The sequence below is a fragment of the Sutcliffiella deserti genome, from assembly GCF_020037475.1.
In the GTDB taxonomy this organism is placed as follows: Bacteria; Bacillota; Bacilli; order Bacillales; family Bacillaceae_I; genus Sutcliffiella_A; species Sutcliffiella_A deserti.
In genome coordinates, this window is sequence record NZ_JAIQDB010000002.1 from 580,516 (window position 1) to 606,604 (window position 26,089).

General features: G+C 39.1%; 31 protein-coding genes. 17 read left to right on the forward strand and 14 right to left on the reverse strand.

Annotated features, from left to right (window positions below; translation table 11 throughout):
• Positions 1-117: 117 nt before the first annotated feature.
• Entirely contained in the window at positions 118-723 is a 606-nt protein-coding gene (locus K9B36_RS08115; RefSeq protein WP_223701516.1) for a histidine phosphatase family protein, read from the forward strand.
• A 61-nt stretch (positions 724-784) separates the two neighbouring features.
• Here the strand turns inward: K9B36_RS08115 and K9B36_RS08120 are convergent, their stop codons facing one another.
• On the reverse strand, positions 785-1,954 hold the full coding sequence (locus K9B36_RS08120; protein WP_223701517.1) for a MalY/PatB family protein: 1,170 nt from the start codon (positions 1,952-1,954) through the stop codon (positions 785-787).
• A gap of 145 nt (positions 1,955-2,099) precedes the next feature.
• On the opposite strand from K9B36_RS08120, the gene K9B36_RS08125 reads away from it, so the two are divergent.
• Positions 2,100-2,366 (forward strand): DUF1871 family protein, encoded by a 267-nt coding sequence (locus tag K9B36_RS08125; protein WP_223701518.1) that lies wholly within the window; start codon positions 2,100-2,102, stop codon positions 2,364-2,366.
• 221 nt (positions 2,367-2,587) lie between these two features.
• On the opposite strand, the gene K9B36_RS08130 is transcribed toward K9B36_RS08125, so the two are convergent.
• Entirely contained in the window at positions 2,588-3,415 is an 828-nt protein-coding gene (locus tag K9B36_RS08130; RefSeq protein ID WP_223701519.1) for an alpha/beta fold hydrolase, read from the reverse strand.
• 349 nt (positions 3,416-3,764) lie between these two features.
• On the opposite strand from K9B36_RS08130, the gene K9B36_RS08135 reads away from it, so the two are divergent.
• Both K9B36_RS08135 and K9B36_RS08140 read left to right on the forward strand, forming a co-directional pair.
• Positions 3,765-4,265, forward strand: a complete 501-nt coding sequence (locus K9B36_RS08135) for an Lrp/AsnC family transcriptional regulator (RefSeq protein WP_223701520.1) — start codon at positions 3,765-3,767, stop codon at positions 4,263-4,265.
• The gene (locus K9B36_RS08140) at positions 4,262-5,422 is read left to right on the forward strand and encodes an aminotransferase (protein ID WP_223701521.1); all 1,161 of its coding nucleotides are present in this window, start codon (positions 4,262-4,264) and stop codon (positions 5,420-5,422) included. Before K9B36_RS08135 ends, K9B36_RS08140 begins: the two co-directional genes overlap by 4 nt.
• Positions 5,423-5,627: 205 nt before the next feature.
• Here the strand turns inward: K9B36_RS08140 and K9B36_RS08145 are convergent, their stop codons facing one another.
• Positions 5,628-5,990, reverse strand: a complete 363-nt coding sequence (locus tag K9B36_RS08145) for a helix-turn-helix domain-containing protein (RefSeq protein ID WP_223701522.1) — start codon at positions 5,988-5,990, stop codon at positions 5,628-5,630.
• Positions 5,991-6,231: 241 nt separating this feature from the next.
• On the opposite strand from K9B36_RS08145, the gene yugI reads away from it, so the two are divergent.
• Complete coding sequence (yugI, locus tag K9B36_RS08150; protein ID WP_223701523.1) at positions 6,232-6,636, forward strand: S1 domain-containing post-transcriptional regulator GSP13; 405 nt, start codon at positions 6,232-6,234, stop codon at positions 6,634-6,636.
• A 233-nt stretch (positions 6,637-6,869) separates the two neighbouring features.
• Here the strand turns inward: yugI and K9B36_RS08155 are convergent, their stop codons facing one another.
• On the reverse strand, positions 6,870-7,103 hold the full coding sequence (locus K9B36_RS08155; protein ID WP_223701524.1) for a DUF378 domain-containing protein: 234 nt from the start codon (positions 7,101-7,103) through the stop codon (positions 6,870-6,872).
• A gap of 189 nt (positions 7,104-7,292) precedes the next feature.
• Between K9B36_RS08155 and K9B36_RS08160 the strand changes: the two genes are divergently transcribed.
• On the forward strand, positions 7,293-8,456 hold the full coding sequence (locus tag K9B36_RS08160; RefSeq protein WP_223701525.1) for an iron-containing alcohol dehydrogenase: 1,164 nt from the start codon (positions 7,293-7,295) through the stop codon (positions 8,454-8,456).
• A 66-nt stretch (positions 8,457-8,522) separates the two neighbouring features.
• Here the strand turns inward: K9B36_RS08160 and mnhG are convergent, their stop codons facing one another.
• Genes mnhG through K9B36_RS08195 form a run of 7 tightly spaced genes read right to left on the reverse strand, consistent with a single transcriptional unit; the run spans position 8,523 to position 14,297 of the window.
• The gene (gene mnhG / locus K9B36_RS08165; protein WP_223701526.1) at positions 8,523-8,894 is read right to left on the reverse strand and encodes a monovalent cation/H(+) antiporter subunit G; all 372 of its coding nucleotides are present in this window, start codon (positions 8,892-8,894) and stop codon (positions 8,523-8,525) included.
• Positions 8,878-9,180, reverse strand: a complete 303-nt coding sequence (locus K9B36_RS08170) for a Na(+)/H(+) antiporter subunit F1 (protein ID WP_223701527.1) — start codon at positions 9,178-9,180, stop codon at positions 8,878-8,880. The genes mnhG and K9B36_RS08170 overlap by 17 nt, the downstream gene beginning before the upstream one ends.
• A complete protein-coding gene (locus tag K9B36_RS08175) occupies positions 9,173-9,655 on the reverse strand; it encodes a Na+/H+ antiporter subunit E (RefSeq protein ID WP_223701528.1) in 483 nt (160 codons plus the stop codon). The genes K9B36_RS08170 and K9B36_RS08175 overlap by 8 nt, the downstream gene beginning before the upstream one ends.
• A 6-nt stretch (positions 9,656-9,661) precedes the next feature.
• The gene (locus tag K9B36_RS08180; RefSeq protein WP_223701529.1) at positions 9,662-11,143 is read right to left on the reverse strand and encodes a Na+/H+ antiporter subunit D; all 1,482 of its coding nucleotides are present in this window, start codon (positions 11,141-11,143) and stop codon (positions 9,662-9,664) included.
• A complete protein-coding gene (locus K9B36_RS08185) occupies positions 11,136-11,477 on the reverse strand; it encodes a Na(+)/H(+) antiporter subunit C (RefSeq protein ID WP_223701530.1) in 342 nt (113 codons plus the stop codon). The genes K9B36_RS08180 and K9B36_RS08185 overlap by 8 nt, the downstream gene beginning before the upstream one ends.
• Entirely contained in the window at positions 11,477-11,899 is a 423-nt protein-coding gene (locus tag K9B36_RS08190) for a Na(+)/H(+) antiporter subunit B (protein ID WP_223701531.1), read from the reverse strand. The genes K9B36_RS08185 and K9B36_RS08190 overlap by 1 nt, the downstream gene beginning before the upstream one ends.
• Positions 11,889-14,297: a Na+/H+ antiporter subunit A gene (locus K9B36_RS08195; protein WP_223701532.1), complete on the reverse strand. Its 2,409-nt coding sequence runs from the start codon at positions 14,295-14,297 to the stop codon at positions 11,889-11,891. Before K9B36_RS08195 ends, K9B36_RS08190 begins: the two co-directional genes overlap by 11 nt.
• A 258-nt stretch (positions 14,298-14,555) precedes the next feature.
• Here K9B36_RS08195 and K9B36_RS08200 point away from each other — a divergent pair, with 258 nt between their 5' ends.
• On the forward strand, positions 14,556-14,807 hold the full coding sequence (locus K9B36_RS08200; RefSeq protein WP_223701533.1) for a hypothetical protein: 252 nt from the start codon (positions 14,556-14,558) through the stop codon (positions 14,805-14,807).
• Between the two features lie 186 nt (positions 14,808-14,993).
• On the forward strand, positions 14,994-16,343 hold the full coding sequence (locus K9B36_RS08205) for a glucose-6-phosphate isomerase (RefSeq protein WP_223701534.1): 1,350 nt from the start codon (positions 14,994-14,996) through the stop codon (positions 16,341-16,343).
• A 435-nt stretch (positions 16,344-16,778) separates the two neighbouring features.
• Here K9B36_RS08205 and K9B36_RS08210 read toward each other — a convergent pair whose 3' ends face one another.
• On the reverse strand, positions 16,779-17,003 hold the full coding sequence (locus tag K9B36_RS08210) for a hypothetical protein (RefSeq protein WP_223701535.1): 225 nt from the start codon (positions 17,001-17,003) through the stop codon (positions 16,779-16,781).
• Between the two features lie 181 nt (positions 17,004-17,184).
• Between K9B36_RS08210 and K9B36_RS08215 the strand changes: the two genes are divergently transcribed.
• Positions 17,185-17,592: a YugN-like family protein gene (locus tag K9B36_RS08215; protein WP_223701536.1), complete on the forward strand. Its 408-nt coding sequence runs from the start codon at positions 17,185-17,187 to the stop codon at positions 17,590-17,592.
• Positions 17,593-17,635: 43 nt separating this feature from the next.
• On the opposite strand, the gene K9B36_RS08220 is transcribed toward K9B36_RS08215, so the two are convergent.
• Positions 17,636-18,646 carry a potassium channel family protein gene (locus K9B36_RS08220; protein WP_223701537.1) on the reverse strand — a complete coding sequence of 337 codons (1,011 nt, stop codon included), beginning with the start codon at positions 18,644-18,646 and terminating at the stop codon, positions 17,636-17,638.
• A complete protein-coding gene (locus K9B36_RS08225; protein ID WP_223701538.1) occupies positions 18,643-18,894 on the reverse strand; it encodes an atypical membrane-integrating protein (Mistic protein) in 252 nt (83 codons plus the stop codon). Before K9B36_RS08225 ends, K9B36_RS08220 begins: the two co-directional genes overlap by 4 nt.
• Positions 18,895-19,013: 119 nt before the next feature.
• Here K9B36_RS08225 and K9B36_RS08230 point away from each other — a divergent pair, with 119 nt between their 5' ends.
• The 8 genes from K9B36_RS08230 (at position 19,014) to K9B36_RS08265 (ending at position 26,071) form a co-directional block, all read left to right on the forward strand.
• Positions 19,014-19,199 (forward strand): H-type small acid-soluble spore protein, encoded by a 186-nt coding sequence (locus K9B36_RS08230; protein WP_223701539.1) that lies wholly within the window; start codon positions 19,014-19,016, stop codon positions 19,197-19,199.
• 414 nt (positions 19,200-19,613) lie between these two features.
• Positions 19,614-19,796: a hypothetical protein gene (locus K9B36_RS08235; protein ID WP_223701540.1), complete on the forward strand. Its 183-nt coding sequence runs from the start codon at positions 19,614-19,616 to the stop codon at positions 19,794-19,796.
• A gap of 434 nt (positions 19,797-20,230) precedes the next feature.
• Complete coding sequence (locus K9B36_RS08240) at positions 20,231-20,428, forward strand: cold-shock protein (protein WP_204420134.1); 198 nt, start codon at positions 20,231-20,233, stop codon at positions 20,426-20,428.
• A gap of 1,463 nt (positions 20,429-21,891) precedes the next feature.
• Positions 21,892-22,668, forward strand: a complete 777-nt coding sequence (locus K9B36_RS08245) for an SDR family oxidoreductase (protein ID WP_223701541.1) — start codon at positions 21,892-21,894, stop codon at positions 22,666-22,668.
• Positions 22,669-22,691: 23 nt separating this feature from the next.
• Positions 22,692-23,153: a hypothetical protein gene (locus tag K9B36_RS08250; RefSeq protein WP_223701542.1), complete on the forward strand. Its 462-nt coding sequence runs from the start codon at positions 22,692-22,694 to the stop codon at positions 23,151-23,153.
• Positions 23,150-24,178 (forward strand): alpha/beta fold hydrolase, encoded by a 1,029-nt coding sequence (locus tag K9B36_RS08255; RefSeq protein WP_223701543.1) that lies wholly within the window; start codon positions 23,150-23,152, stop codon positions 24,176-24,178. Before K9B36_RS08250 ends, K9B36_RS08255 begins: the two co-directional genes overlap by 4 nt.
• Positions 24,179-24,436: 258 nt before the next feature.
• A complete protein-coding gene (locus K9B36_RS08260; protein ID WP_223701544.1) occupies positions 24,437-24,739 on the forward strand; it encodes a DUF3817 domain-containing protein in 303 nt (100 codons plus the stop codon).
• Positions 24,740-24,955: 216 nt separating this feature from the next.
• Complete coding sequence (locus tag K9B36_RS08265) at positions 24,956-26,071, forward strand: metallophosphoesterase (protein WP_399201574.1); 1,116 nt, start codon at positions 24,956-24,958, stop codon at positions 26,069-26,071.
• The last annotated feature ends 18 nt before the right edge of the window (positions 26,072-26,089 follow it).

The following is a 26,089-nucleotide window of genomic DNA, read 5'->3' on the forward strand; positions in this document are numbered from 1 at the left end:
AATAGAAAATTTGCAATATTTACTAATGTATTATTAAAGAAATATTCGTAATCTTATTGACATAGTTCATACTTTTGCGATAATTTAAAATTTATAGATATAAAGGGGGTTGCAACTTTGGAGATACTACTAATTCGGCACGGGCAGTCGGAAGCAGACCTCATAAATGTACATGAAGGAAGAGCAGACTACCCACTTACAGATCTTGGTAGAGAACAAGCAGAGAGGTTAGCGTGTCGATTGAATGAATATTGTCCTCCTGACATCATTTGGACGAGTACGCTTAAAAGGGCATCGGAAACGGCAACCATTCTGGCAGATAAAGTTGGATGCATGTTAATTAAGGAACCTAACCTGATGGAATATAATAACGGGGTATTAGCTGGGTTGCCTAGGGAAGTTGCAGCTACAAAATATCCTATTCCACCTGGTGGAAGGAAGCCTCATGAAAGAGTACAAAATGGGGAGTCTGAACTGGAGTTCCGGATGAGAGCAGAAATAGTGTTTTCGAAAATTTTAGCAGAAAGCTACGCTGTTGCAAGAATAGCGATTGTATCTCACGGTGGGATGACTTCTAATCTTTTAAAAGCATTTCTTCAATTGCCAGTGACAGCAAATGTCAGCTTTAATACAGGTGATACGGGTATGCATTTGTTAAGAAAAATGGGCGATAAGCATATGCTAGTTTCACTAAATAACACAGAGCATTTATATAAAGTGTAAAAAATGGGTTGTGCGAAAAAAAGCATAACCCATCTTTGTTCCTAATCGCTATTAATTGTCCTTATCCAAGTGCAACTTTCAAGCGTTTTAAGCCTTCTAATAGGGTGTCTCTTGGGCATGCTACGTTCATTCTCACAAAGCCCTCTCCTTCTGGGCCAAACTTTTTTCCAAAGTCGAGTGCCAGCTTTCCTTTGTGCAATAGGAATCTTTTAAGTTCATCGTCACCCAACCCCAGTTCTCTGCAATCAATCCAAAGCAAATAGCTGCCTTGAGGCTTTGTTGCTTTTAGCGATGGAAGCTCTTTTTTAATAAAGGAAATAGCTGTATCCATGTTTTCTTCTATATAGTCAAGAACTTGATTAAGCCAATTCTCTCCAAAACGATAGGCTGCTTCCATGCCAACGATGCCGAATATATTAAGGGTAAAATGACCCTGTTTCATTTGATAAAGGTTAATTTTTTCTCGAAGCGTAGAATTGGGGATAATCATTGTTGCAGCCTGTAACCCAGCTATATTAAAGGTTTTTGTTGGTGCAATACAGGTAATGCTGTTTTGTGCAAACTCTTCAGAAATAGAAGCAAAGGGTGTGTAATGATGGTCTCTAAAAACAAGATCGCCGTGTATTTCATCAGCTACAACGGTAATATTATGTTTTAAGCAAATCTCGCCAAGGCTTTTTAATTCTTCTTTTGTCCAAACGGTCCCTCCAGGGTTATGGGGATTGCATAAAAGGAACAGCTTAACATTTTCATCAAGTACACTTTCAAAATGAGCTAAATCCATCTGATAGCGACCATTTTCCATAACTAGAGAACAGTTTACGAGTTTTCTGTCATTCCAATTAATCATGTCGTAAAAGGGATAATAAACAGGGGAAAACAGCGCAATTTTGTCATCAGGTTCTGACAGAGCTTGAATCGTTGCGCTTAAAGCTGGAACCACTCCTGATATATAGGAAAACCAAGTTGTATCTACTTTCCACTGATGCCTCTTCATCAACCATTCTTGTATTGCCTCATCATTTGAAGATGGTACAGAAGTGTAACCATACACTCCATGCTCCGCTTTTTCTTTTATTGCTTCATTTACTTCTTTCGGAGCAGAAAAGTCCATATCTGCCACCCACATAGGAAGTACATCCCCACTACCGAAGAATCGTTTGGTTTCATCCCATTTCACACTAGATGTACCGGTTCTTTTGATAAGTTCATTAAAATTATATTTGGTCATTGTCTTTACCCCCTTGCTACAATATATTCAAATAAAAAGACTCAATGTTTGGTTAATATAATAGAAGTTGAAAAACTCAACATTCTAGCGGAAAACAGGTATACTATACACATTAGTATGGAACTAGAAAGTAAGGTGAATATATATGAAATTACAACAGAGCATCAATGTCAGACTAATGGAGAACCTCTTACAATGGGATCCATTAGGGTATGGGTTGGAAGCATACGATACAGAATGTGTTGATGTTGTTCAGGCTGTACATGAATTGGATGATATAAATAAGTTAGCTCAGAAAATTCAAGCTATCTATGAATTTTCCTTTGAAGAAATTATCCCTCTGGCACAATGTAAAGAAAAAGCGGCAGAGCTACTGACTATCAAAAATGAGGACTCTTCCTGCTCTATATAAAGAGGTTTTGGGAATAAGAGTTACAATCAGAGAAAAGCATGGTGCTTCTCTCTTTTTTTGTTCAAAAAAATGGAGCTGAACGAGCCGCTTGTGCTTTTCTGTGTCCAGCTGCAGCGGCTAGCTCCTCGAGTCATAAGTCATTTCCCTCCAGAGGTCAAAGAGCGACCTCTTGCGTGAACTGCCTTATGCTTGTCGGAGCTGAACGAGCCGCTTCCGCTTTTCTAAATAAAATTGATTATGTTGTCGCAGACGTGGAGGGGTTTTTCTTCTGGTAAAAGGTGTCCTGTTTTTTTGTAGGTGATTAGGTTAGAGTTTGGTAAATCTCTGTTCAATCGTTTTCCTACTTCTAAGGGTACCACCTTGTCCTCTTCCCCCCAAATTAATAGGCTTGGCGTCTCGATTTTTTTTAAGATTTCTTGTGCTAAGTCTCCCTCACGGTCCCGGATCATTCTTGTTAATGCATGAAAGATCTGATCATCATAAAAAGGTTGTACATATCCTTCTATCATTTCGTCATCAATCAGTGAATGATCGTAAACGACATTTAATAAGTTTTGGATCGGCCCTTTTCTAGCAAGCCAATATTTTAAATAGAGATAAAAATAGGGGATTTTAGAGGAGAAAACTATCGAGTTTGGCAACCTCTTTAAATAGCCTGAACTGCACAACAAAACGACCTTCTCAACAAGTTCGGGCTTTTGATTGCTAACATTTAAAGCAATTTGCCCTCCCATGGAGTGGCCAATCAGTACTGTTCTCTTAATAAAAAGTTTTTCTAATAGCAGGATGACAACTCGTGCAAGGTTTTCATACGAATAGACAAATTTCTTTGATTTTTCGCTTTTGCCGAACGGCGGTAAATCAATAGCAAGAATAGTATACTCCTTTGTTAATAATGGGATGAGCCTTCTAAAGCTAAAAGAGGAAGAAAGAAATCCATGAATCATGACAAGGGTCGGTTTTGTTGAAATGCCTGATGTGGAGTCATGGTGGAATTCGTAGAAAACGTTAACTCCGTTTATGTTTGCTGTAAAGTGATTGCTTTTCATCTAATCCAACACCCCATCTGATTTTATATAGGTATTTTAACCTCACTTCATTTTTTCAAACCTTAAAATTTTGAAATAGTAAACAATAAGGCTACAGCAACAACAGTGGTCAGAATTTTGTTATAATGGTACAACGTTTATTAAAGGCTCTTTTCGTAAAGATTGCTGCTGTAAGCCCGTAAAAAAATCGGCTTTTGGATTTTTGATTGGCCTATCAATACAAAATGAAGTGTGAATTTGAAATTTAAAAGGAAATGAGCACTACAGCAACAATTGTAACGGGTGGTACCAACTTACATAAAATCAACAATCAATGCGGAAGCAGCCTTATTAAAAGGAGTGGAATAATATGCAACTATCAGAAAGAGAATTGGACATGCTTCAGATAATAGAGGATAACGGAAGAATAGCAGAAGAAGTACTGGCTAAAATGGTTAACCTGACTGTAGAGGAAACGGCGGAAACACTCCGTAAATTAGAGACAGAGAAAATTATAGTGGAATATGGTGCAATAATAGATTGGCGAAAAGTGGATAACTTTGAAGGTGTTACTGCCATGATTGACGTAAAAGTAACGCCAAAACGAGATGTAGGGTTTGACGAAATTGCAAAAAATATTTATCGTTTCTCTGAAGTGAAGTCTGTGTACTTAATGTCTGGTGCTTATGATTTATCCGTTGTGGTGGAAGGCAGATCCTTGACACAGGTAGCAAATTTCGTTTCGGAAAGACTCGCCACACTAGATTCGGTTATTTCTACTACCACCCATTTTATTATGAAAAAATACAAGCATGACGGGACCATCTTTGATCAAGGAGAAGATGATCGGCGGATTGTGGTGTCTCCATGAAAAGTAGAATAGCTAACCATGTACAAAACCTTCAACCATCTGGTATACGGCGTTTTTTTGATGTAGCTGCAAGTATGGAAGGTGTTATTTCATTAGGTGTAGGGGAACCGGACTTTGTTACATCATGGGGTGTGAGGGAAGCTTGTATTACCTCCTTAAAGAATGGTCACACCTCTTATACTGCTAATGCAGGTTTAATAGAACTTCGAAAAGAAATTAGTTATTATCTGCGACAACAATTTGAAGTATCATATCAGGCAGAAAAAGAAATTATTGTCACTGTAGGAGCAAGTCAAGCGTTAGATATTGCCATTCGTACCATAGTAGATCCGGGAGATGAAGTGATAGTAATAGAACCAAGCTTTGTTTCTTATGCTCCACTAGTAGAACTAACTGGAGGAAAGGCTGTTTTGGTCGGTGCAGATTCTCTTAATGGTTTTACAGTTGATATGGCAAAATTAGAAGAGGCTATAACAGAGAAAACCAAAGCTATTCTTCTATGTTTTCCTAATAACCCTACTGGAACAATGTTAACGAAAAATCAGCTACTTCAGATCAGCCATCTTGTTGAAAAATATGATCTACTTGTGCTATCCGACGAAATATATGCAGAGCTTTGCTTTGATCAAAACTATACAAGTTTTGCTACTTTACCTGAAATGAAAGAGAGAACAATTCTGATATCCGGTTTCTCCAAAGGTTTTGCAATGACAGGGTGGCGATTAGGGTTCGTGGCAGGACCTGAAGACATTATGGAAGCGATATTAAAAATACATCAATATACAATGATGTGTGCCTCCACTATGGCTCAACATGGCGCAATAGAAGCTTTGAAAAATGGACGGGATGATTTGGAGGAAATGAAAAAAAGTTATCGAAGAAGAAGAAATTATTTTGTGGCTTCCTTAAATGAATTAGGATTACCATGTCACCTTCCTGGGGGAGCCTTCTATGCCTTTCCTTCTGTGCAGCAAACAGGACTAAGTTCTCAAGAATTTGCGGAAAAGCTATTAATGGAGGAAAAAGTGGCAGTTGTACCAGGCGATGTGTTCGGAAAAAGTGGTGAAGGCTTTATCCGTTGCTCCTACGCCTCCTCCATGGAGCAGCTTCAAGAAGCAATAAAACGTATGGAACGGTTTGTGAAGAGCTATCAGTAACTGGTTTTACTTGATCAGGGGTAGGAGAAAAGGGGCGCTTTCAGATCCCTCCCCTGGATCGAGATTATCTAATGAAAAACCAACTGAAAAAAAGAGGGCCAAACCCATTGGGTTTGGCCCTTACAAAAGGGGGAATACTAGAAAGCCTTGATAATAGTATCATTCCCCAAACTTTTTTAAAATAAACCATTATTTCTTGTATTTTTTATTCTGTTTTGTATTTTTTTTCATACAACAGCTGCATGACATTTAATATGTCCTCATCTGTAAATTCTTTTGCTTTACGAAGAATTAATTTTGACCTCTTAATTCCGACTTCTTGAATTAATTGTTCTAATTCATAATCAATTCCTTGATTATTGGTTGGTGTAACAGATTCTAAAAGTTCTGAAGCAGGAATATCAAGTACTGTGGATATTTTCAAGACTGTTTGTACATCAGGAACCTGTTGACCACTTTCATACTTTTCGATGGTAGCAGATCCAACACGCAATTTAATTGCCAGTTCATTGGTGGTAAGCTTTGCTTGCTCCCGATATAAACGTATGTTTTCTCCAATGTTCTTCATTCTAACCGCCCCTTTGACTTCTCGTATTTATAATTTAATCATAGCATTCTTTACTTAATGAAAGTTTGAACATTTTTTGATATTTTAGTCTTTTAATTTCATTGTATTGGCATATATCTGCGGCAATACACGAATAATAAAACAGTGAAGAAAAGTATCTTTTGAAAAAGTATATAAAGTGTGGTATAATTTTAAATTGCGTTCAATGTGTATAAAAACTAAAATATTTAGGAGTGTTTTCATGTCTGATAAATTTGAATTAGGTAGTGTATTAACAGGGAAAGTAACAGGTATTCAACCATACGGAGCGTTCGTAGCGCTTGACGAAGAAACTCAAGGTCTTGTTCATATTTCCGAAATAACTCACGGTTATGTGAAAGATGTTAACGAACATTTAAAATTGGGCGATGAAGTACAAGTGAAGGTACTTTCTGTTGATGAAAAGTCCAACAAAATCAGCTTGTCTATCAAAGCTACACAAGAGGCTCCGGCAGAAGCTCCTGCAGCTGCACCAAGAAAGCCTAAAAAGCGTCAAGCAACTGTTGTAAAACAACACACAGAATCTACACAAGGTTTCAACACGCTTAAAGACAAATTAGAAGAGTGGATTGAGCAATCCAACCGTGAAGATCTAATTAAAAAATAATCACAGGACTGTCAGGCATCTATTCATGTAGGTGTCTTTTTTTATGACTAAATTAGGTTTCTTTTAAGATCAGTGTGGTTTTAATGAACCCCCATCTGATGATTGGAGTTAAAGGAGGATGGTCCTGCCCTGGCGCGTACGCTACGCTTTCTCCCAAATCATTAATGGGTTTTATACATTCAACATAAAAAACCGCCTATCCCATCAGATGAGGCGGTTTAGTACCAATTATATTAACGTGTAGTTCTTGGCTCTACTTCTCTTTCTTGTTGTTCAGAAGGTACAAACAGAAGACCAAGGTTGATTAGTCCGGCAATACCTACAAGTCCGTAGATAATGCGGGATAGTGCTGAACTTTGTCCACCAAAAATCGCTGCAACTAAGTCAAATTGGAAGAATCCAATTAAGCCCCAGTTTATTGCCCCGATTATTGTTAGTACTAAAGCAATACGTTGAATTGTGCTCATAACATTCCCTCCTTGAGAATATAAGTGCTTCCCTTATATGGTTTGTCAGTTTGCAAATAATATTCATAATAAGAATAAAAATGTTAAATGCTATGGATAGTTCTCAATCATGAATTCAAATTCATAAGCTAATTCTTTGCATGAAGCTTAGAATTCATTCATAATCAGTGAAAAAGGAGGGGTTAATTAATGGAAAATTTTACATTTTATAATCCGACTAAGTTAATCTTTGGGGAAAATCAGCTTTCAAGCTTAACACAGGAACTTGAGGGATATGGTAAAAATGTCCTGTTAGTATATGGTGGTGGCAGTATCAAAAAAAGCGGTCTTTATGCAGAGGTTGTAGAGGTTTTACATAAAGCAGAAGCAAGAGTAACAGAGCTTGCAGGGGTGGAACCTAATCCTCGCCTTTCCACAGTGCAAAAAGGTGTGGAACTGTGCCGCGAAAACCAAATTGACTTTATCCTTGCAGTCGGTGGGGGAAGTGTTATAGATTGTACGAAGGCGATAGCAGCTGGTGCAAAGTATGAAGGAGATGTGTGGGATATTGTTCTCCGAAAGCATATTGCTACAGAAGCCATTCCATTTGGGACGGTTTTAACTTTAGCTGCAACAGGATCGGAAATGAACTCCGGCTCCGTTATTACCAACTGGGAAACGAAAGAAAAGTATGGCTGGGGCAGTCCTGTAACGTTCCCGCAGTTTTCGATTCTTGATCCGAAAAATACATTTACCGTTCCTCGTGATCATACAGTGTATGGAATCGTCGATATGATGTCCCATGTTTTCGAACAGTATTTTCATCAACCGACGAACGCTCCTTTACAAGACAGAATGTGTGAGTCTGTTTTAATTACGGTGATGGAAACAGCACCAAAATTATTAGAGGACTTGGAGAGTTATGAACACAGGGAAACGATTCTCTACAATGGAACCATTGCTTTGAATGGAATGTTGCAGATGGGTTACCGGGGCGACTGGGCATCACATGGTATCGAGCATGCCGTTTCTGCAATTTATGACATTCCACATGCAGGCGGACTAGCAATTCTGTTTCCTAACTGGATGGAGCATGCATTGGATACTAATGTTGAGCGATTTAAGCAATTGGCAGTCCGAGTATTTGGGGTGCAGGATAATGGCATGGAAGACCGCGATGTAGCCTTGGAGGGTATCAGAAGGCTACGTGAGTTCTGGTCCAGCTTGGGGGCACCGGAGCGTTTAGCGGACTATAACATAGATGATTCCAATATCGAGAAGATGGCGGAGCATGTAATGTCAAGAGGAGCTGTAGGAAACTTTAAGTCCTTATCCTATGATGATGTTGTAGCAATCCTCAAAGCGTCTTTATAAAAGGCTGTTTCAACCATTAAACAGCGCGATAAAAATTTGAAAAAACAGCTAAGGGCAGGTAAGCCATTAGCTGTTTTTCATTTCTTTTACTGTTCTCGGTTTTTCTTTTGTTTTTAAATCATCCTGAATCGATTTTTCCCATAAAGGTACGTCTGTATAATAAGCAGCTCTAGTTATTAAATGACCTGCTACAGGAGCTGTGATGAACACAAAGACAATTCCAAGCACAAGTCGAGCGCTAAAATAGTTGTCTGCAACCCAAAAGTAGAGAAGAGTTGCGATTAGCACAAACAAGACACCAAGTGTGGCACTTTTTGATGCAGCATGACTTCGGCAGTAGACATCAGGTAACCGAAGTAATCCAATAGTTGTTACAAGGCTGAGAAGAGAACCCAACAAGACGATAATACCAATAAAAATACTAATTGTTTCTGTCATATTCGATTATCTCCCCCTTCTGTAAAAACTTAGAAAATGCAACAGTTCCAACAAAAGCAATAACTCCGATAAGAAGAATTACCTCTAAAAACGCATCTGTTTTCAGCATAATCGAAATAATGGCAGTAATAGCGATTAAGTTTATTCCGATAGAGTCTAAAGCCATGACTCTATCCGGGATAGAAGGTCCTTTTATGACACGGTAAACAAGCCCTAAGGAAGAAATGGATAAGATAAGCAAACTGACAGTTAGAAGTGCCTCTAATGCATTCTCAAACTCAAACATTTCTTGTCACCTCCAAAATGGCTTTTTCAAAGGTATTCTTTATCTCTGAAATTGCTTGATCTACATCGGGAATATTCATTGCATGAATATATAACGTTTTATTATCATCCGAGATATCCATTACAAGAGTTCCAGGTGTGAGACTTATGAGCAGAGAAAGTAAGGTGATTTCCCACTCGCTCTTTAATTCAGTTGGCATTGCGAATATCCCCGGTTCAATTTTCAGCTTTGGTCGAAGGATATCACGAATAACCTGAACATTAGCCAGTAAAAGCTCTCTTAAGAAAAGAAACAGTAATTTGGCTGCTGCCATAATTCGTTCAAAGTAAAAGCGGCCAGGAATAAATCGCCTCATAGCAAAAATGATAACAAGGCCCCAAAAGTAACCTACAAAGAATGAAGGGAAACTCCACTCATTTTTTAAAAACATCCAGGTAGCCGCAATAATGATATTAATAAGAATTTGAAAAGCCATTAGAAACTACTCCTTTAATACTGCTTGGATATAAATGGACGGATCCATTAGTGTTTCTGCTGCCTGCCAGACATATGGGTAGATAACTTCTGCACCTAAACCAAGGAATGCAGAAATAGCAAGTAAGATGACAGCTGGGTATACTAGCCCTTTTGTTGATCCTTTTTCTTCTTTTTCAGAGAGTACTTCTGCTTTGAAGAAGCAATTCATAAAGATCTTCATTACAGAGTAGAGGACAAGTAAGCTAGAGAATAGCATGACACCAACAAATACATAATGTTCTGCTTCCAATCCACCTTGTACTAATAATACTTTTCCAACAAATCCGCTTAATGGCGGGATCCCAGCTAACGCTATTGAAGCGACAAAGAACATCCATCCAAGCAGAGGGTGGCGCTTGATTAATCCGCCCATTTGCTGAATTTTGTTTGTACCGGTGATGGCAAACATGGCACCTGCAAGTAGGAATAATGCACCTTTAATCACCATATCGTGCACAAGGTAATAGATCCCCCCTGCATAACCTGTTTCGGTTGCAATAGCTACTCCATAAACGATGACCCCAACAGCAGTAACAATATTATAGATCAGTATCTTTTTTACATCTTTATAAGCAATGGCACCAATCGCACCAATCAGAATCGTGATTCCAGCTAATATTCCAATAATCTGATGGGTAATTTGTGGTTCATGATAGAAAATGAGTGTAAAGGTTCGGTAGATAGCATAAACACCAACCTTTGTTAATAAAGCCCCAAATAAAGCGGTAATAGCATAAGGTGGGGCTTTATAAGAACCCGGCAGCCAGAAGAATAAAGGAAAGATACCGCCCTTTAATCCAAAAACAATCAAAAACAGAATGGCTATCACAGTTAGCAAACCTGTTTGACCAGATTCCGCTACTCTGCTTGATACATCCGCCATATTTAATGTACCAACAACCCCGTAAAGGTAAGCTAGTGCGATTACAAAGAGAGCGGATGATATAACATTAACTAAAACATACTTTAAGGATTCTCGAAGTTGAAGTCGAGTTCCTCCAAGAACGATTAGTGCATAAGAGGCCATAAGCATAACCTCAAAGAATACGAAAAGATTAAACATGTCTCCAGTTAAGAAAGCACCCATCACACCTGTTATTAAAAACTGCGTGAAGGCATAGTAATAATATCGCTCGCGTTCTTTTCCAATAGAGCGGAATGCAAACAAAATACACATAAAACTAACGATGACACCTGTTAGAACTAATAGGGAAGAAAACATATCCGCAACTAGCACAATCCCAAATGGTGGACGCCAGCTCCCTAATTCCAGTGTTTGTATTCCGTTATTAAAAACAGTATGGACAAGAACGATAGAGGCGATGGTTGTAAGAGATAACGCAACCACACTAATTACCTTTTGCAGCATGATTCTTTTTGGTATAAGCAAAAGAATCGTAGCTGTAATCAGTGGGATTAGGATGGGTAAGATCACTAAATTATTCATGATTTTCATTTCCCCTTAATTTATCCATATCGTCTGTTTTCAGTTCTTGATAGGCCCGGTATGCAAGCACTAGAAAGAAGGATGTCACACCGAAGCTGATAACAATTGCGGTCAAGATTAAAGCTTGAGGCAACGGGTCAGCATATGCATCAGCCTGCTGACCTAGAAGTGGTGCAGCACCACGCTTCAAGCCTCCCATAGCTAAGAGTAATATGTGGGCACCATGTGCTAATAATCCTGTGCCGATTACAATACGTAAAATACTTTTAGATAACATTAAGTAAGTGGCAGTTGCTATTAAAATGCCTGCTACAATAATTATAACTATTTCCATTATTCACTCTCTCCTATCGTTTGAATAATGGTCATCGCGATACCGACAACAACTAAATAAACTCCTAAATCAAAAATCAAGGTGGAGGCAAGTGCTGTTTCTCCTAATATCGGAAGCTCCACATAATCAAATGTATGAGTTAGAAATGGAACGTCAAAAAAGAACGAACCGACTCCAGTTAAAGTAGATATTAATAATCCACTAGCAGCGACAGTTAAAAAGTTAAAAGGAAACACCTTGTTCATTGTCTTTTGATCAAAAGCGAGCAGCAACAGCACTAAAGCTGCTGATGTCATAAGCCCTCCGATAAACCCCCCGCCAGGAGTATAATGTCCAGCAAAGAAGAGATATATAGAGAAAATGATGATGATAAAAGCTAATAATGTTGTGACAGTTTGTAGAATTAAATCATTAACCTTCATCGTTCACTTCTCCCTTCTTGTCTGCTAGACGGAGTTTAATCATCGCAAAAATTCCGAATGCAGCAATGGTTAATACTGCAATCTCAAAAAGGGTATCAAGTCCACGGAAATCAACTAAAATAACATTTACCATGTTTTTACCGCCAGCCTCTTCATAGGAAGCCACTTCAAAATAGCTTGAGATTGACTCGAATAAACGAGAGCTATTTACAGATAAACCAATTAAAATGACAACTAAACCTACACTAACTGAAATGATAAAGTTTGTTAGACGGAATTTCAAACGACTTACCTCTTTGGATAGGTCTGGCAGGTGATAGAAACATAATAAGAATAGGGCAACCGAAACAGTTTCCACGATTAATTGTGTTAATGCCAAGTCTGGAGCCCTGAATAAGACAAAGAACAAGGCCATCGAATATCCTACAACACCGAGTGCAATAATTGCTGACAAGCGAGAAGTAGTAAATAAAATGGTAATAGCGGAAATCACCATTATTAAAGAAAGTACTACTTCATATACTCCTACAGGTGTCGTATTATCGAGGTTAAAATTAAACGCTCCATTCCGTGTAAGTAGAATGGCAAGAAGTATTGCCATAAATCCAAATATCATCACAAGGTAATTACGAATATACCCGGTCATGTAGAATTTGGTGAATGCGAATGACCCTCTTTCAAGCCCAACTAATCCGCCGTCATAAAGCTTATTAAGCGTAAGGCGTTGCGGGAACCAATTGTAAATCTTGCCCCATTTGGCTAACGTTAAATATAAGAACGTTCCAAACCCGATTACACCGATTGTCATGAATAACTCTGGTGTCCATCCATGCCAAAAGTAGATATCTACTTCTTCGACTGTAAAGTTGCCCGGGAAGATGGAATGTAATGTTGGAAAAATGATCCCTTTAAGAGTATTTGGGAAAAAACCGAAAATGATAACTAAGGAAGCTAGCACAATAGGAGGAATTAACATCCCCATTGGAGCTTCATGTGGCTTTTTGTCCAATTTCTCAGGCTGAAGTTTTCCTGTAAAGGTCTTAAATACAATAACCATGCTGTAGATAAAGGTGAAAATACTAGCGACCCATGCTAATACAGGAAATAACCATCCAAGCGTATCCATGTTCCATACTCCTATTTCGGTTGCGCGGAGCATCCCTGTGAAGAACATTTCCTTACTTAAGAAACCGTTGAATGGTGGTAAACCGGCCATTGAGAAACATCCGATTATTGCAAGGGTAAAGGTTATTGGCATTAAATTCATTAAGCCCCCAAGCTTGCGAATGTCCCTTGTTCCTGTTTCATGATCAACAATACCAACAACCATGAAAAGACTGCCTTTAAAGGTAGCATGATTGATCAAATGAAATACAGCAGCAAGTGTTGCAACAGTATAAACGTTTGGAGAAAGATAGTCATAGTATACTGCCGCACTTCCCACACCAAGTAGAGTCATAATTAAGCCAAGCTGACTTATCGTAGAAAACGCCAGGATTGATTTTAAATCCGTCTGCTTTACTGCAGAAAAAGATCCCCAGAATAACGTTATTATTCCGAAAACGGATATAAGCCAGAACCACTCTGGAGCACCGGCAAAAACAGGACTCATTCTAGCGACAAGGTAAATACCTGCCTTTACCATCGTTGCGGAGTGTAAGTACGCACTGACAGGTGTTGGAGCTTCCATTGCATCTGGTAACCAAATGTGAAATGGAAATTGCGCAGACTTTGTAAAAGCACCTAAAAGGAAGAGAATAAGCGCTGGTACAAATAATTCATGCCCTGTGACAAGATCAACATTCGCAATTGTCTCACGAACACTAAATGTTCCTGTCATGTTGTAAAGCAGGATGATTCCAGCAAGCATTGCCAGTCCACCGAATACGGTAATCAGCATCGATTTTAAAGCACCATAGCGAGATTTTTCCCGATGATACCAATAGCTGATCAAAAGAAACGATGAAATACTTGTTAACTCCCAGAAAGAGTAGAGTACAATTAGGTTGTCTGATAAAACGACCCCCAGCATTGCTCCCATAAACATTAACAAATACACATAAAAAGTATTTAATGCTTCTTTTTCTTTAGACAAATAATAAATGGAATACAAGACAACCAGCGAACCAATTCCGGTTATCAGAAGTGCAAATAATAGACCAAGCCCATCGACATACACGCTGAAATTTATTCCCATAGAAGGAATCCAGTTCATTGTGCTTAAATATGTGTTGCCGCTCATAGATGTACCTAAATAGCTTAGAAAATATACAAACAAAACGAGTGGCAAAATTAGAACAAACCAACCAGTATGTATGCTCTTAAAATATTTGTGCAGTAATGGCACAAATATCGCCAAAAGCAAAGGCGATAAAATCACTAAATGAATCAGTGACAAGACACAAACCTCCTCTATTTCTTTCTTCAAGCCTCTCAAATTATAGTAACTGAGAGAAATTATTTCTAAAGAAAAATTACTAAGTCAAATTATATACTAAATTAAAAACCCATGCATCCTTGCCGATTCTTAGTATGGTCAGATTTTTCTCTATGTATTAAATAAAAAGAAACTAGGAATAAAGAACCGAAAATTCTTTTTTTACATTGCATAAAATAAGCGTTAATTAGCCATTCTATACTTAGGGTGGTGGTAGAAATGATGAAGACTAAAGCAACTGTTGCTCTTTCCATATTCTCCACATTATTTGCTGGTGCATGGTGGTTTAATGCAGAGCAAAAAAGTGATTTTGACGACCGGGTGAACAGTACCGATTCGCAGATTATGTTAATCGGCACCAATCATTTGGACAACCAGGGAAGCTTTCAGTCCTTTCAACCATTTAAGCCGCGTGAATACATTCGAGTAGTAGTGGTGAAAGATGAAGAGCAAGAGGTAGAGCCAACATAGTAAAGCGGTAGTGCTTCAAAAAGAAGCGGTTATACTCATCGTATAGCCGTTTTTCTATGGAGATAAGCAAAAATGATATTTATTTTATGTGTATCCGCTTTCATGAGATGACCATCCTTGAATTATTTTGTGTAATTCTGTAAAGTGAAAATTAGCATGGCAAATATGGTTTTGGAGGTAAAAACAATGACACATATTCGCTTCGATTATACAAAAGCATTATCTTTTTTCGGCGAACATGAAATTACATACTTAAGAGATGCGGTAAAAGTAGCGCATCATTCTCTTCATGAGAAAACTGGTGCAGGTAACGACTATCTTGGATGGATCGATCTCCCAACGGAATATGATAAAGAAGAATTTACCCGAGTGGTAAAAAGCGCAGAGAAAATTAGACAAGATTCAGATGTTCTATTAGTTGTAGGAATTGGTGGTTCCTATCTCGGTGCACGTGCAGCGTTAGAAATGCTAAACCACTCTTTTTACAATGCTCTAACGAAAGAACAACGTAAAGCACCACAACTCATTTTTGTTGGAAATAACATCAGCTCTACGTACATGAAAGATCTGATGGACTTAATTGAGGAAAAAGATTTCTCCATTAATGTTATTTCTAAATCTGGAACGACAACAGAACCGGCCTTAGCATTCCGTATCTTCCGAAAAATTTTAGAAGAAAAATACGGGAAAGAGGAAGCGCGCAAACGGATCTATGCGACAACAGATAAAGAGCGCGGTGCATTAAAGACACTTGCGATGGAAGAAGGATACGAATCTTTTATCATTCCGGATGATGTTGGAGGACGTTATTCTGTATTAACTGCTGTAGGATTACTTCCTATCGCGGTATCAGGTGCTGATATTGAAGCAATGATGAAGGGAGCAGCAGATGCTAGCCGTGATTTTTCTAATTCAGAATTAGAAGAGAACCCAGCATATCAATATGCAGCAGTCCGCAATGTTCTCTACAATAAAGGTAAGACAATTGAAATGCTAATCAACTACGAGCCAGGGCTTCAATACTTCTCTGAATGGTGGAAGCAGTTGTTTGGCGAAAGTGAAGGAAAAGACCAAAAAGGTATTTTCCCTGCATCTGCTAACTTCTCTACCGACTTACATTCGATGGGACAATATGTGCAAGAAGGTCGCCGGGATCTTTTTGAAACCATTATTAAGGTGGAAAATCCTCGACATGAACTTACTGTAGAAGAAGAGGCTTCTGACTTGGATGGTTTAAATTATCTAGCTGGTAAAACAGTTGATTTCGTCAACACAAAAGCTTACGAAGGTACGATGCTTGCGCATACTGACGGTGGGGTGCCAAATCTTGTCGTCAACATTCCGGCAATGGATGCATACACATTCGGTTATCTTGTATACTTTTTCGAAAAAGCATGTGCAATGAGCGGTTACCTACTAGGTGTTAATCCGTTTGATCAACCAGGTGTAGAAGCATATAAAGTGAATATGTTCGCTTTATTAGGTAAGCCTGGTTATGAGGAAGTTAAGGCGAAATTAGAAGAACGTCTTAAATAAACTTAATGAAAAAGAAGCTGCCTGAAAAACAGTTTCTAACATACATACTGTAGGCAAACTCGAGAATGATTGAGATTGTCTACAGTTTTTTTGTGAATTCGATCTTTTTAGAGCACCGGCCAGCTCAAAACCACAAGCTGATGGTTCCATTCACTCTCATTGAGACCATCGGCACACTCAAAACAGCAAGCCGATGGTCCCTTTCCTCCCCTTTGAGACCACCGGACCTCCCAAAACCAAAAGGGGTTAGGAATAGTCCATTCCTAACCCCTTTTATCTACAGATTGGACGAAGCTGCCTGAAAAGCTTCTAAAAAAATGTTCCTTTTGCCCGCAAATTCATCAAAATAAATAGTTGCTTTTAGTATATACCCATAAAGAGCACAACAGCTAAAATTATCGTGGGTGTTGGCATTTACATAAACCATTCAATTCTTTAACGGTACCATCCCGGGCGCCCGTAGCCCCATCTAGGACGACCATAACCATATCCAAAGCCTGGTCTGCCGTAACCCCATCCTGGGCGTCCATAGCCCCAGCCCGGCCGCCCGTAGCCAAAGCCAAAGCCTCCACCATACAAGCCTCCAGCTAATAATAAGCCAGGTAGTAAAAATCTCTGATCTTCTGTGCCATAAGGTACTTGTTGTCTATATGAATTCATTTCACACACTCCTAAAGTGATTTTTCACCATAGTATATGGGTGAATGACCTTCATTGCTTTACATAACTCGCATTTTTCGAAAAATGGGCATTGTACCTAACCAGGAGAAGCAATGTAAAATTTCTTTGTGCATGACAACTTTTTTATTAGGGAACCCTACCTTCAAAAGGAGGGGTTTCCATGATTCCGATTCCTTCTAAGCTAGAAGGTACAGAATTTCATTTATACAAATTAGAACAAGAATTAAAGCCATTGGGGTATTCGATAGGTGGCAACTGGGATTATGACCATGGGTATTTTGATTATAAAATCGATGATAAAGTTGGCTATCAATTTTTAAGAATTCCTTTTCAAGCAGTAGATGGTCAGCTTGATTCACAAGGGACCACCGTAAGTATCGGTCGGCCATTCCTGCTGTCACATAAATATCAGATTGGTGTAGACGATAACGTTCATGTATGGAATAGAACAGCTTCGTTCAATCAATTTTCAGAGCCGGTAGATGCAGATGCTTCTTTTCCACCTGAGTACATGGATCTAGGTCACTCCCTTGTGAAAGAATTAGAATCTGTATTGGCTGCAGATTAATCAGCTGAATTTCGCAAAAGTAGCAAATTATGCGAAAGCAGTGTTAATCTTTTATAACAAGAAATTCATCATCAGCCTGTACCAATGTATAGAGAGGGGGGTTAATCATTGTGTCCCCTTTTCTTTTTATCCCAAGGAGCAGTATCTTGTCTTGCAACAATTTGTTGCTTACTGATTCAAATGTGTTGCCAATATAGAGTTCCTCTACAATCAAATATTTTAGTTTGCTTCCCTTTAGTTGATCGAGCATTTGCAAAAGGGTATTGGCCATTCCGTGGGAAACCATGCTGTTGTACATAACATAGCTTGAAAGCATATTTGTCTGGATAATTTCATCTGCACCTGCCCGCTTGGCGTTTTGCACTTGAGTGGAGGTTAAGATTTCCACAAGTGTATATACATCAGGGTTTAATCCTTTTACAGCCAACAAGGTTAAGATAGTGTTCATGTCCGCCTGAACTTCATCTTTGCTTTGATCGGAAGTAACAACTACAAGTGCTGCATCCCGTATGTTCGCTTTTTGCAAAATCTGGTCATAAATAGGGTTGCCTTTGATAAAATGAACATTTTGGTCGTGCAACGGATTGTGCTCGAGGGATTGATCGATTAAGACAATGGATATAGGCTTGCTTATCAAAGCTTTTATGTGCATTAGCGATTCTCTAACCCGTTCATTCCAGCCAACTATTATGATATGTCCTTCACCTTTATAATCCACTTTGCCCTCCAAATAAGCGTTTTGTGTAGAGATTGCGGTTGCTGCGAGTGCAACAAAATAGGTAGTTACAAATCCAGTACCAAAAAATATTAATAAGATGCCGAGCGACCTACCTGTTACGGTGACCGGTACATAATCGCCATAACCAAGCGTTGCGGTTGTTACGATAGCCCACCAAACTCCATCAAAGATGGTGGGAAATTCAGTAGGTTCAATAAAATGAATAATCATTCCAAAAGATAAATTTATAAGAAAAATTATACATAAAATTCTAGCAATAACTGGCCAATGAATAAATGTGAAGAGAAATGAAGTTCTGCTTTTCATCGTTTTCATGTTTCATCATCCACTTGAGGAAGGAAGGACAGAACCTCCTTTATCAAAGAGTTAATCTTTTTGGTAAGCGCCTCTTCTCCAAACCGTTCTTTTCCGGCTAAAATTAACTGTATGACTTCATCATCAAATTCAATAATTGCTTTATCTTCTTCTGATTCATTATAAAATTCAATAAATTGGTCTAAGCTTTCATTCATCTGATCGATTGCTGCACTTAAGGCATCTTTCTCATTAGGTTTTAATTTCATTTCGGTCACCTCTATCCTATTGTTGACATATTAAGGAGAAGATTAAACTTTACTAGGCATAATTAGATGGAAAAAAAGCAAAAATAGGACAGATACTATTAAGCAGGAGTTGATTATAGATGGAAGAAAGACGTGTAAGGCAAATACTGTCGTCATCCGCTACGATAGATGTAACCTTTCAAGGAACAAAAGTATGGATAGATTCTTTAAGTGAAGATGGCAAAATGGCAACTGTTCACCTGAAGGGGCCTGGAGAAGAAAGAACTACGGTAGGGATACATGATTTAGAAGAAGTAGGAGAATAAAAAGTACTTTAAAGAAGGCTCGCTTAAGATGTGAGTCTTTTTTTATTGATTAGCCTATGGTAAACGCCGCTGTTGATTTCCGCTAAAGGCTACGCGTTCCACGGGGCGGTGCTGGAGCCTCCGCCTTTTACTCCAATCATTGCTGGAATAGCGTTATTATCAACACTCAACTTTAACAGAGCCGTTGATTAAAAGGTTTCTGGCTGTTTTGAGTAGCAACCTGGTGCAATCCGAGGCCGCTATTCAGTCTAATGGTTTCTTCCGTACCATTGAATGTGCTAGAGTACGTTTGCTAGAAATAGAAAAGGGTATTTTTTATATAGCTCTTCTTTTAACTTGGTGCATTGTAAAAGACTAAACTAGGTTAGAGTAGAGCACTCCGTTAAATAAGTTAATAAAAATGAGGTGAATTTGATGACTTCTTTTAATGAAACTGCCGTAATTTCCTATGTTACCACGATAACAAAAGAGTATCGTGAAAAAATGGAGCAGGTAAACCCGGGAGAAATAGAGCATGAAGTTTTATTAGGGAAAATAGAAGCGTTTAACGAGTTTTTAGAGCACTTTGGCTACAATAGCGTGGATTTTAAAATATAGTAAATCTTAGAAACTGTGCATTGTGGAAACTGAGTTAGTTCTATCGTTAAGGTGACCTTTTTGTTCTATATAAGATAGTTATTTAGGTGTTGTTTACTTTAAAGAAATGCGTTTATAAAATCACTTAGGTTGGGTAAAATACTATTGAAATTCACCATACTTGTAGCTTTTTTTGCTGCATAATCTTTCTAATGAATTTCAGCATTCGGTAATTTATCTTTCCAGCAGCAATTGTTTTGAAATCGATTGAAGAAACGAGCAAATCTAAATAACACTTGATTTTTTAGGGGAAAACCGCTATGATTAAGTTAATTGTTTTTGTTCGGTAACGCTGATAGAAGAAATTTACATCAAAGTTTTTCGTCTTGAAAGATTATGCAGAGCAAGAATGGTAATACAATTGTGGATTTATCCACTGTAGGAGGAAACATATTATGTTACAAGGTAAAGTAAAATGGTTCAACGCTGAAAAAGGTTTCGGTTTCATCGAAGTAGAAGGACAAGACGATGTATTCGTACATTTCTCTGCTATTCAAGGCGAAGGTTTCAAATCTTTAGAAGAAGGTCAAACTGTATCTTTCGAAATCGAACAAGGTGCTCGTGGACCACAAGCAACTAACGTTCAAAAGTAATAGTTTTGACGAGAGAAGGCTCCCATTTATGGGGGCCTTTTTTTTTTGTGGTTTTTTGTGGTGATGGTTCTTGCATTTTGGTGGGGGGTGGAGGCTTAAGACCCTGCATTTTGGTTAGGGGAATGGAGGCTTAAGACCGGCGTCTGACCCTCGCGGGGTTAGTGGTGTTTTAGTTGGGTTTGGAGATAGGAGCGGGTGGTGTTTAGGTTTAGGCGGGTTGAGGGTCAGACCCCAGGCAGCGGTGGGGTTTTGAGTTAGGGGAGTTTAGGATTTTGTTGGTGGGAGGAAGTTTGGATTGGGAGGGGGGGGATAAGTTTGGTGAGGGTTAGCGAAGCGCTTGGGGCGCTTTGGCTTGGATGGTGGTTGGTGGTTTGGTGGGGTTTGTGGAGGGGTGGTTGTGGATTTTGGATGTGGTTTTGAGGGGTGAATCTTGCATTTTGGTTAGGGGGATGTAGGCTCAAGACCGGCGTCTGACCCTCGCGGGGGTTGTGGTGTTTTGGTTGGGTTTGGAGATAGGAGCGGGTGGTGTTTAGGTTTAGGTGGGTTGAGGGTCAGACCCCAGGCAGCGGTGGGGTTGTGAGTTAGGGTGGTTTAGGGTTTTTTGGTGGGAGGAAGTTTGGTTTGGGAGGGCGGGATAAGTTTGGTGAGGGTTAGCGAAGCGCTAGGGGCGCTTTGGCTTGGATGGGGGGGTGGTTTGGTGGGGTTTGTGGAGGGGGGGTCGGGGATTTTGGGTGTGGTTTTGAGGGGTGGGTCCCCTGCATTTTGGGTAGGGGGTGTAGGCTTAAGACCGGCGTCTGACCCTCGCGGGGTTGGCGGTGTACTGGTTGAGTTTGGGGATAGGAGCGGGTGGTGTTTAGGTTTAGGCGGGTTGAGGGTCGGACCCCAGGCAGCGGTGGGGTTGTGAGTGAGGGTAGTTTAGGAGTTGGTTGGTGGGAGGAAGTTTGGTTTTGGAGGGCGGGATAAGTTTGGTGGGGGTAAGCGAAGCGCTTGGGGCGCTTTGGCTTGGAAGGGGGTTGGTGGTTTGAAGGGGTTTGTTGAAAGGTGTTTTGGTAATTTGGGGTTTTCGGTTTTTATTTTTGGGTGAGGGATAGCGAAGCGCTAGGGGCGCTTTGGCTTGGATGGTGGTTGGTGGTTTGTAGGGGTTTGTTGAAAGGTGTTTTGGTAATTTGGGGTTTTCGGGTTTTATTTTTGGGTGAGGGATAGCGAAGCGCTAGGGGCGCTTTGGCTTGGATGGTGGTTGGTGGTTTGGTGGGGTTTGTGAAAGATGTTTTGGTAATTTGGGGTTTTGGGTTTTAAGGGAATCTACTTTCTCTTGAAAAATATGCGGCGGCGTTATCATCATTTTATACACAACTCTATTGAGGTTTATCTATAATATATAGAAGTCTCTAACAAGTATGGCTCGTTTACTAGAGTTTGGGTGAGTATGCTTGTGAGAAGTACTAGTAAAAGGAGGCCGGTTAATGGATATTAGAGAGATTTTTTCTTTGGAGAATAAAACGGCAATTGTTACTGGAGGAGGAAAAGGACTTGGTGCGCAGATTGCTCATGCGCTAGCAGAAGCCGGTGCAAATGTAGTGGTTTGTTCAAGGGATTTAAATTCGTGTATGCAGGTTAGCGAGCAGCTGAAGGAGAAGGGGGTTCAGTCGATTGCGCTTTCTTGTGATGTAACGAAAGCAGAGGACATTCAAAATGTAGTAGAAACCACGCTTAGGAAATTTGGTGCGATTGATATTTTAGTAAATAATAGCGGCACTTCTTGGATGGCGCCAACCTTGGATCTGCCAGCGGATAAATGGGATAAGGTGATGAATGTAAATTTAAAGGCGGTTTTCTTATTTAGTCAAGCAGTTGCGAGAGTAATGGTGAAGCAAGGCAGTGGGAAGATTATTAATATCGCTTCTGTTACAGGATTTGGTGGAACGGACCCTAAGTTGATGGATACGATTGCTTACAACACAAGTAAGGGTGGGGTTATTACTTTTACAAAGGACTTGGCAGTGAAACTAGCTTCCCATAATATTCAAGTAAATGCGATTGCACCAGGCATGTTTCCAACCAAGATTACAAAAGGTGTTCTTGAAAAATCAGCACCCTCACTTCAAAGCCAAATTCCTGCGCAGCGATTCGGGAATGATTATGATTTAAAAGGAGCTGCTGTATTTTTAGCATCCCATGCATCTGATTATTGTTTAGGACATGTTCTTGTCATAGATGGTGGGATGACCGCTTTAATATAAATAAGAAAGGAGTAAAGAACCGTATGGCAAGAAAAAATCGTGCTGTTAATATGGATGAACTTAAAAAGAAAGGCTTTGAGTTGGAGCAGCAATTAAATGCCCTCATTCAAAACCAATTAAATTCAGAGGATATTGCTCGTTATGCAGGGATAGGAAGTGATCTGCTTGCAAAAAGGATGCATAGTGTAAAAGAAGATGTGGAACGCCTGTCGCTGCAATATAATTTCCCCACCAAAAACGATGTAGCAAATCTAGCAAGACTTATGATTCAAATTGAAGAAAAGATAGATAGCTTAGAAGTTCAACTTAATACAGTATCTCGAAAAATAGAACACCTAAACAAGAAAGTGAATACCCTTTCCGACAACAAAAAACAGGGGATTCCATCTTCTAGATTACAGACAAAAGAAGGTAGTGTTGTATTATCAAGGACACCTGGCGAGGAGTCAAAAGTAATGCAACTGGAGAGGTGGTTACACCTTTGAGAAGAAAAAGACTTTCAGAATGGAAACAAACAATGGTTGATTATAATAAGCTTCCCTATAGTGATGGGGTAACAACTAGACAAGCAATCTGGAAAAAAAATAAAGCAACGCTCTGGTACTATCCTTCTCCTCAAAAAAAATACAACGTACCTCTATTCCTCGTTTATTCTCTAGTAAATCGTCCCTTTATTTTAGATCTGATGCACGGAGGGAGTACCATTGAAGCTTTTGTTAAGGAAGGATATGATGTCTATTTGCTGGATTTTGGTGTTCCAGGATTGGAGGACCAAGATATATCGATAGACGATTACATTTTAGATTATATCCAAAAAGGTGTACAACATGCATTAAAGCATTCCGGCGCTAAAGAGGTAACGCTGATCGGCTACTGTCTTGGTGGAACATTTGCAGCAATTTACGGGGCAATTGCCAATGAACCTATTAAAAACATAATCCTTATTGTCACACCAATTGATTTCAGTAGCATTCCTTTTTTTGATAAATGGATTAAGGCATTCAAAGAAGGAGAGGTATCTCTTGATAACTATAGTAAAGAAATTGGGATTCTACCGGCATCGGGCGTAGAGGCAGGAATGAGGATGATAACTTCGCCAATCTATTACAGTCCCTATCTTTCTTTACTATTAAGGGCTGATGATCCTGTTTATGTTGACAAATGGCTTAGATTTAATACTTGGACAAAGGGCCATATCCCACTGACAGGAAAAACAGCCCAACAGTTAACAAATGATCTGGTAATTGAAAACAAATTAATAAAGGGCAACTTAAAAATAAGAAATAAAAAAGTAAATCTTGCTAATATTTCTTCCAACCTCTTGGTAGTCGTCACGGAAAATGATCGCTTAGTTCCAAAAGAACAGAGTCTTCCTATAATGGGTGCCGTTTCTAGTCTAGATAAAAAAGTGGAAACTTTGCAAGGTGGCCACACAGGTACAACAGTGAAAAATGGGAAGCTGCCAGATTATTTAACAGAATGGTTACCGATTCGGTCTGATCCTAAATAAGTAAGCGAGGGAGGGATGATTAGATGTATTTATATATGGAATATAATAAAATGATTGATCCCCATACAGACTATATGGGGATTGGAGCTTCAGTGTTCAAGCATTTTTTTAGGAACATGAAGTAATGAGCGGAGAGACCATCATAAGTGGCTCTCTTCTTTTTTAGGTTTCACAGGATTGCCATGTTTTTTTGTATTCAAATCGCTTATAATAAGGCTATGTTGGAATTGTTCTGCTTAATGAATTGGAGGAATGAATGTGAATCATACACCTATAATTAATAGATTTCGTATCATGGGACTGCTTGAAGGAGGATCTTTACTGGTATTATTGTTTATCGCAATGCCTATGAAGTATTGGTTGGATATTCCCGAAGCGGTAAGTGTAGTAGGTGCATTGCATGGATTTCTTTTTGTTGTATATCTTTTCTTTATTGCCTATATGACTTATAAAATAAGATGGTCACTAATTTGGCCTGCTAGTGCTGTCATTGTCGCGTTTATTCCTTTTGGAAATATTATATTAGATTCTTATATAAAAAAATCGTCCCTAGTGAACTGACTCTATTGATGTAGGTCAGTTTTTTTTGTGCTTTAAATTTTCTCCCGGAAGAAGGATGGATTATAATAAACAATAGTTTGTTTCAAGTAGTATTGTAAAAAGTTAAACTGGATTAGTTGTGAATATGGCACTGAAAAGTACAACGGCTAATTTATTTGTACTATAAGCGAAAATCTTTACGAAGCGAGCTTACTAGTTTTAAAGGGAGTTGAAAAATTGAAATTACGTTCTATTTTATCTATAATCGCTATCTTTTCTATTTTTAACATATTCATGCTCTATCTTGGCTGGAATGTCTGGGTATGGTTACGCGCTGTATTCGGATGGAACAATCCTCTTATCTATATCCTTATCTTTGCCTTGCTCTCATACTCCTATATTTTAGGAAGGCTCTTGAAGTTTAGTCTGTTATCTGTCATAGGTTCCTACTGGTTTGCTTTCGTTCAGTATGGGCTACTATTTTTTCCTATCGCTAATGCAACCGTTCTGTTACTTCAATGGTTCACGATCCCGTCTGATATTGCAGTAATTTGGACTGGCACTATCACATTGTTTGTATTCTTGTTTTTACTCCTTTACGGAACGTTTAATGCATATATACCTGTCATCCGACACTATAAAGTTGAAATTTCAAAAAAGCATCCGATACCGGAGCTTCGAATTGCGGTTGCCTCTGACATGCATTTTGGACAACTATCAGGCAAAGCCCATGTGTCTCGATTAGTGAAAACCGTGAACGGGATTAAACCCGATCTTATTCTGTTCCCTGGTGACATAATTGATGATGATCCAAAACAATTTGTGAAAAAGGAAATGGGGGAAGTTTTGAAGCAGCTTCAAGCACCATTAGGGGTATATGGTGTACTAGGAAATCATGAGTATTATGGCAAAGAAATTCCTGCATTTTTGGAAGAAATGAAAAAGCTGGATATTCGCATACTAATGGATGAAGTTATAACCATAGATGATAGCTTCTATTTGGTCGGAAGAAAAGATAAAACAGACTCTAGAAGAAAGTCCTTTAGTGAGTTAGTAGAAAATTTGGACCGGAATCTCCCGATTATTGCTATGGACCATCAGCCAGCAGAGCTTAAAGAAGCGGAAAGGAGCGGAATTGACCTCCTTTTCTCTGGACACACTCACCGTGGCCAAATGGCACCAAATCACTTTATTACAGGAAAAATATTTGAATTAGATTGGGGTTATCTCCAAAAAAACAACTTACATGCTGTCGTTTCTTCCGGATTTGGCTTTTGGGGTCCTCCTATAAGAATTGGAAGCCGTTCAGAGGTTCTGGAAATAACCGTGAAATTTACAGAACCAAAAGTATAATCAATAAAGGTTAGCAAA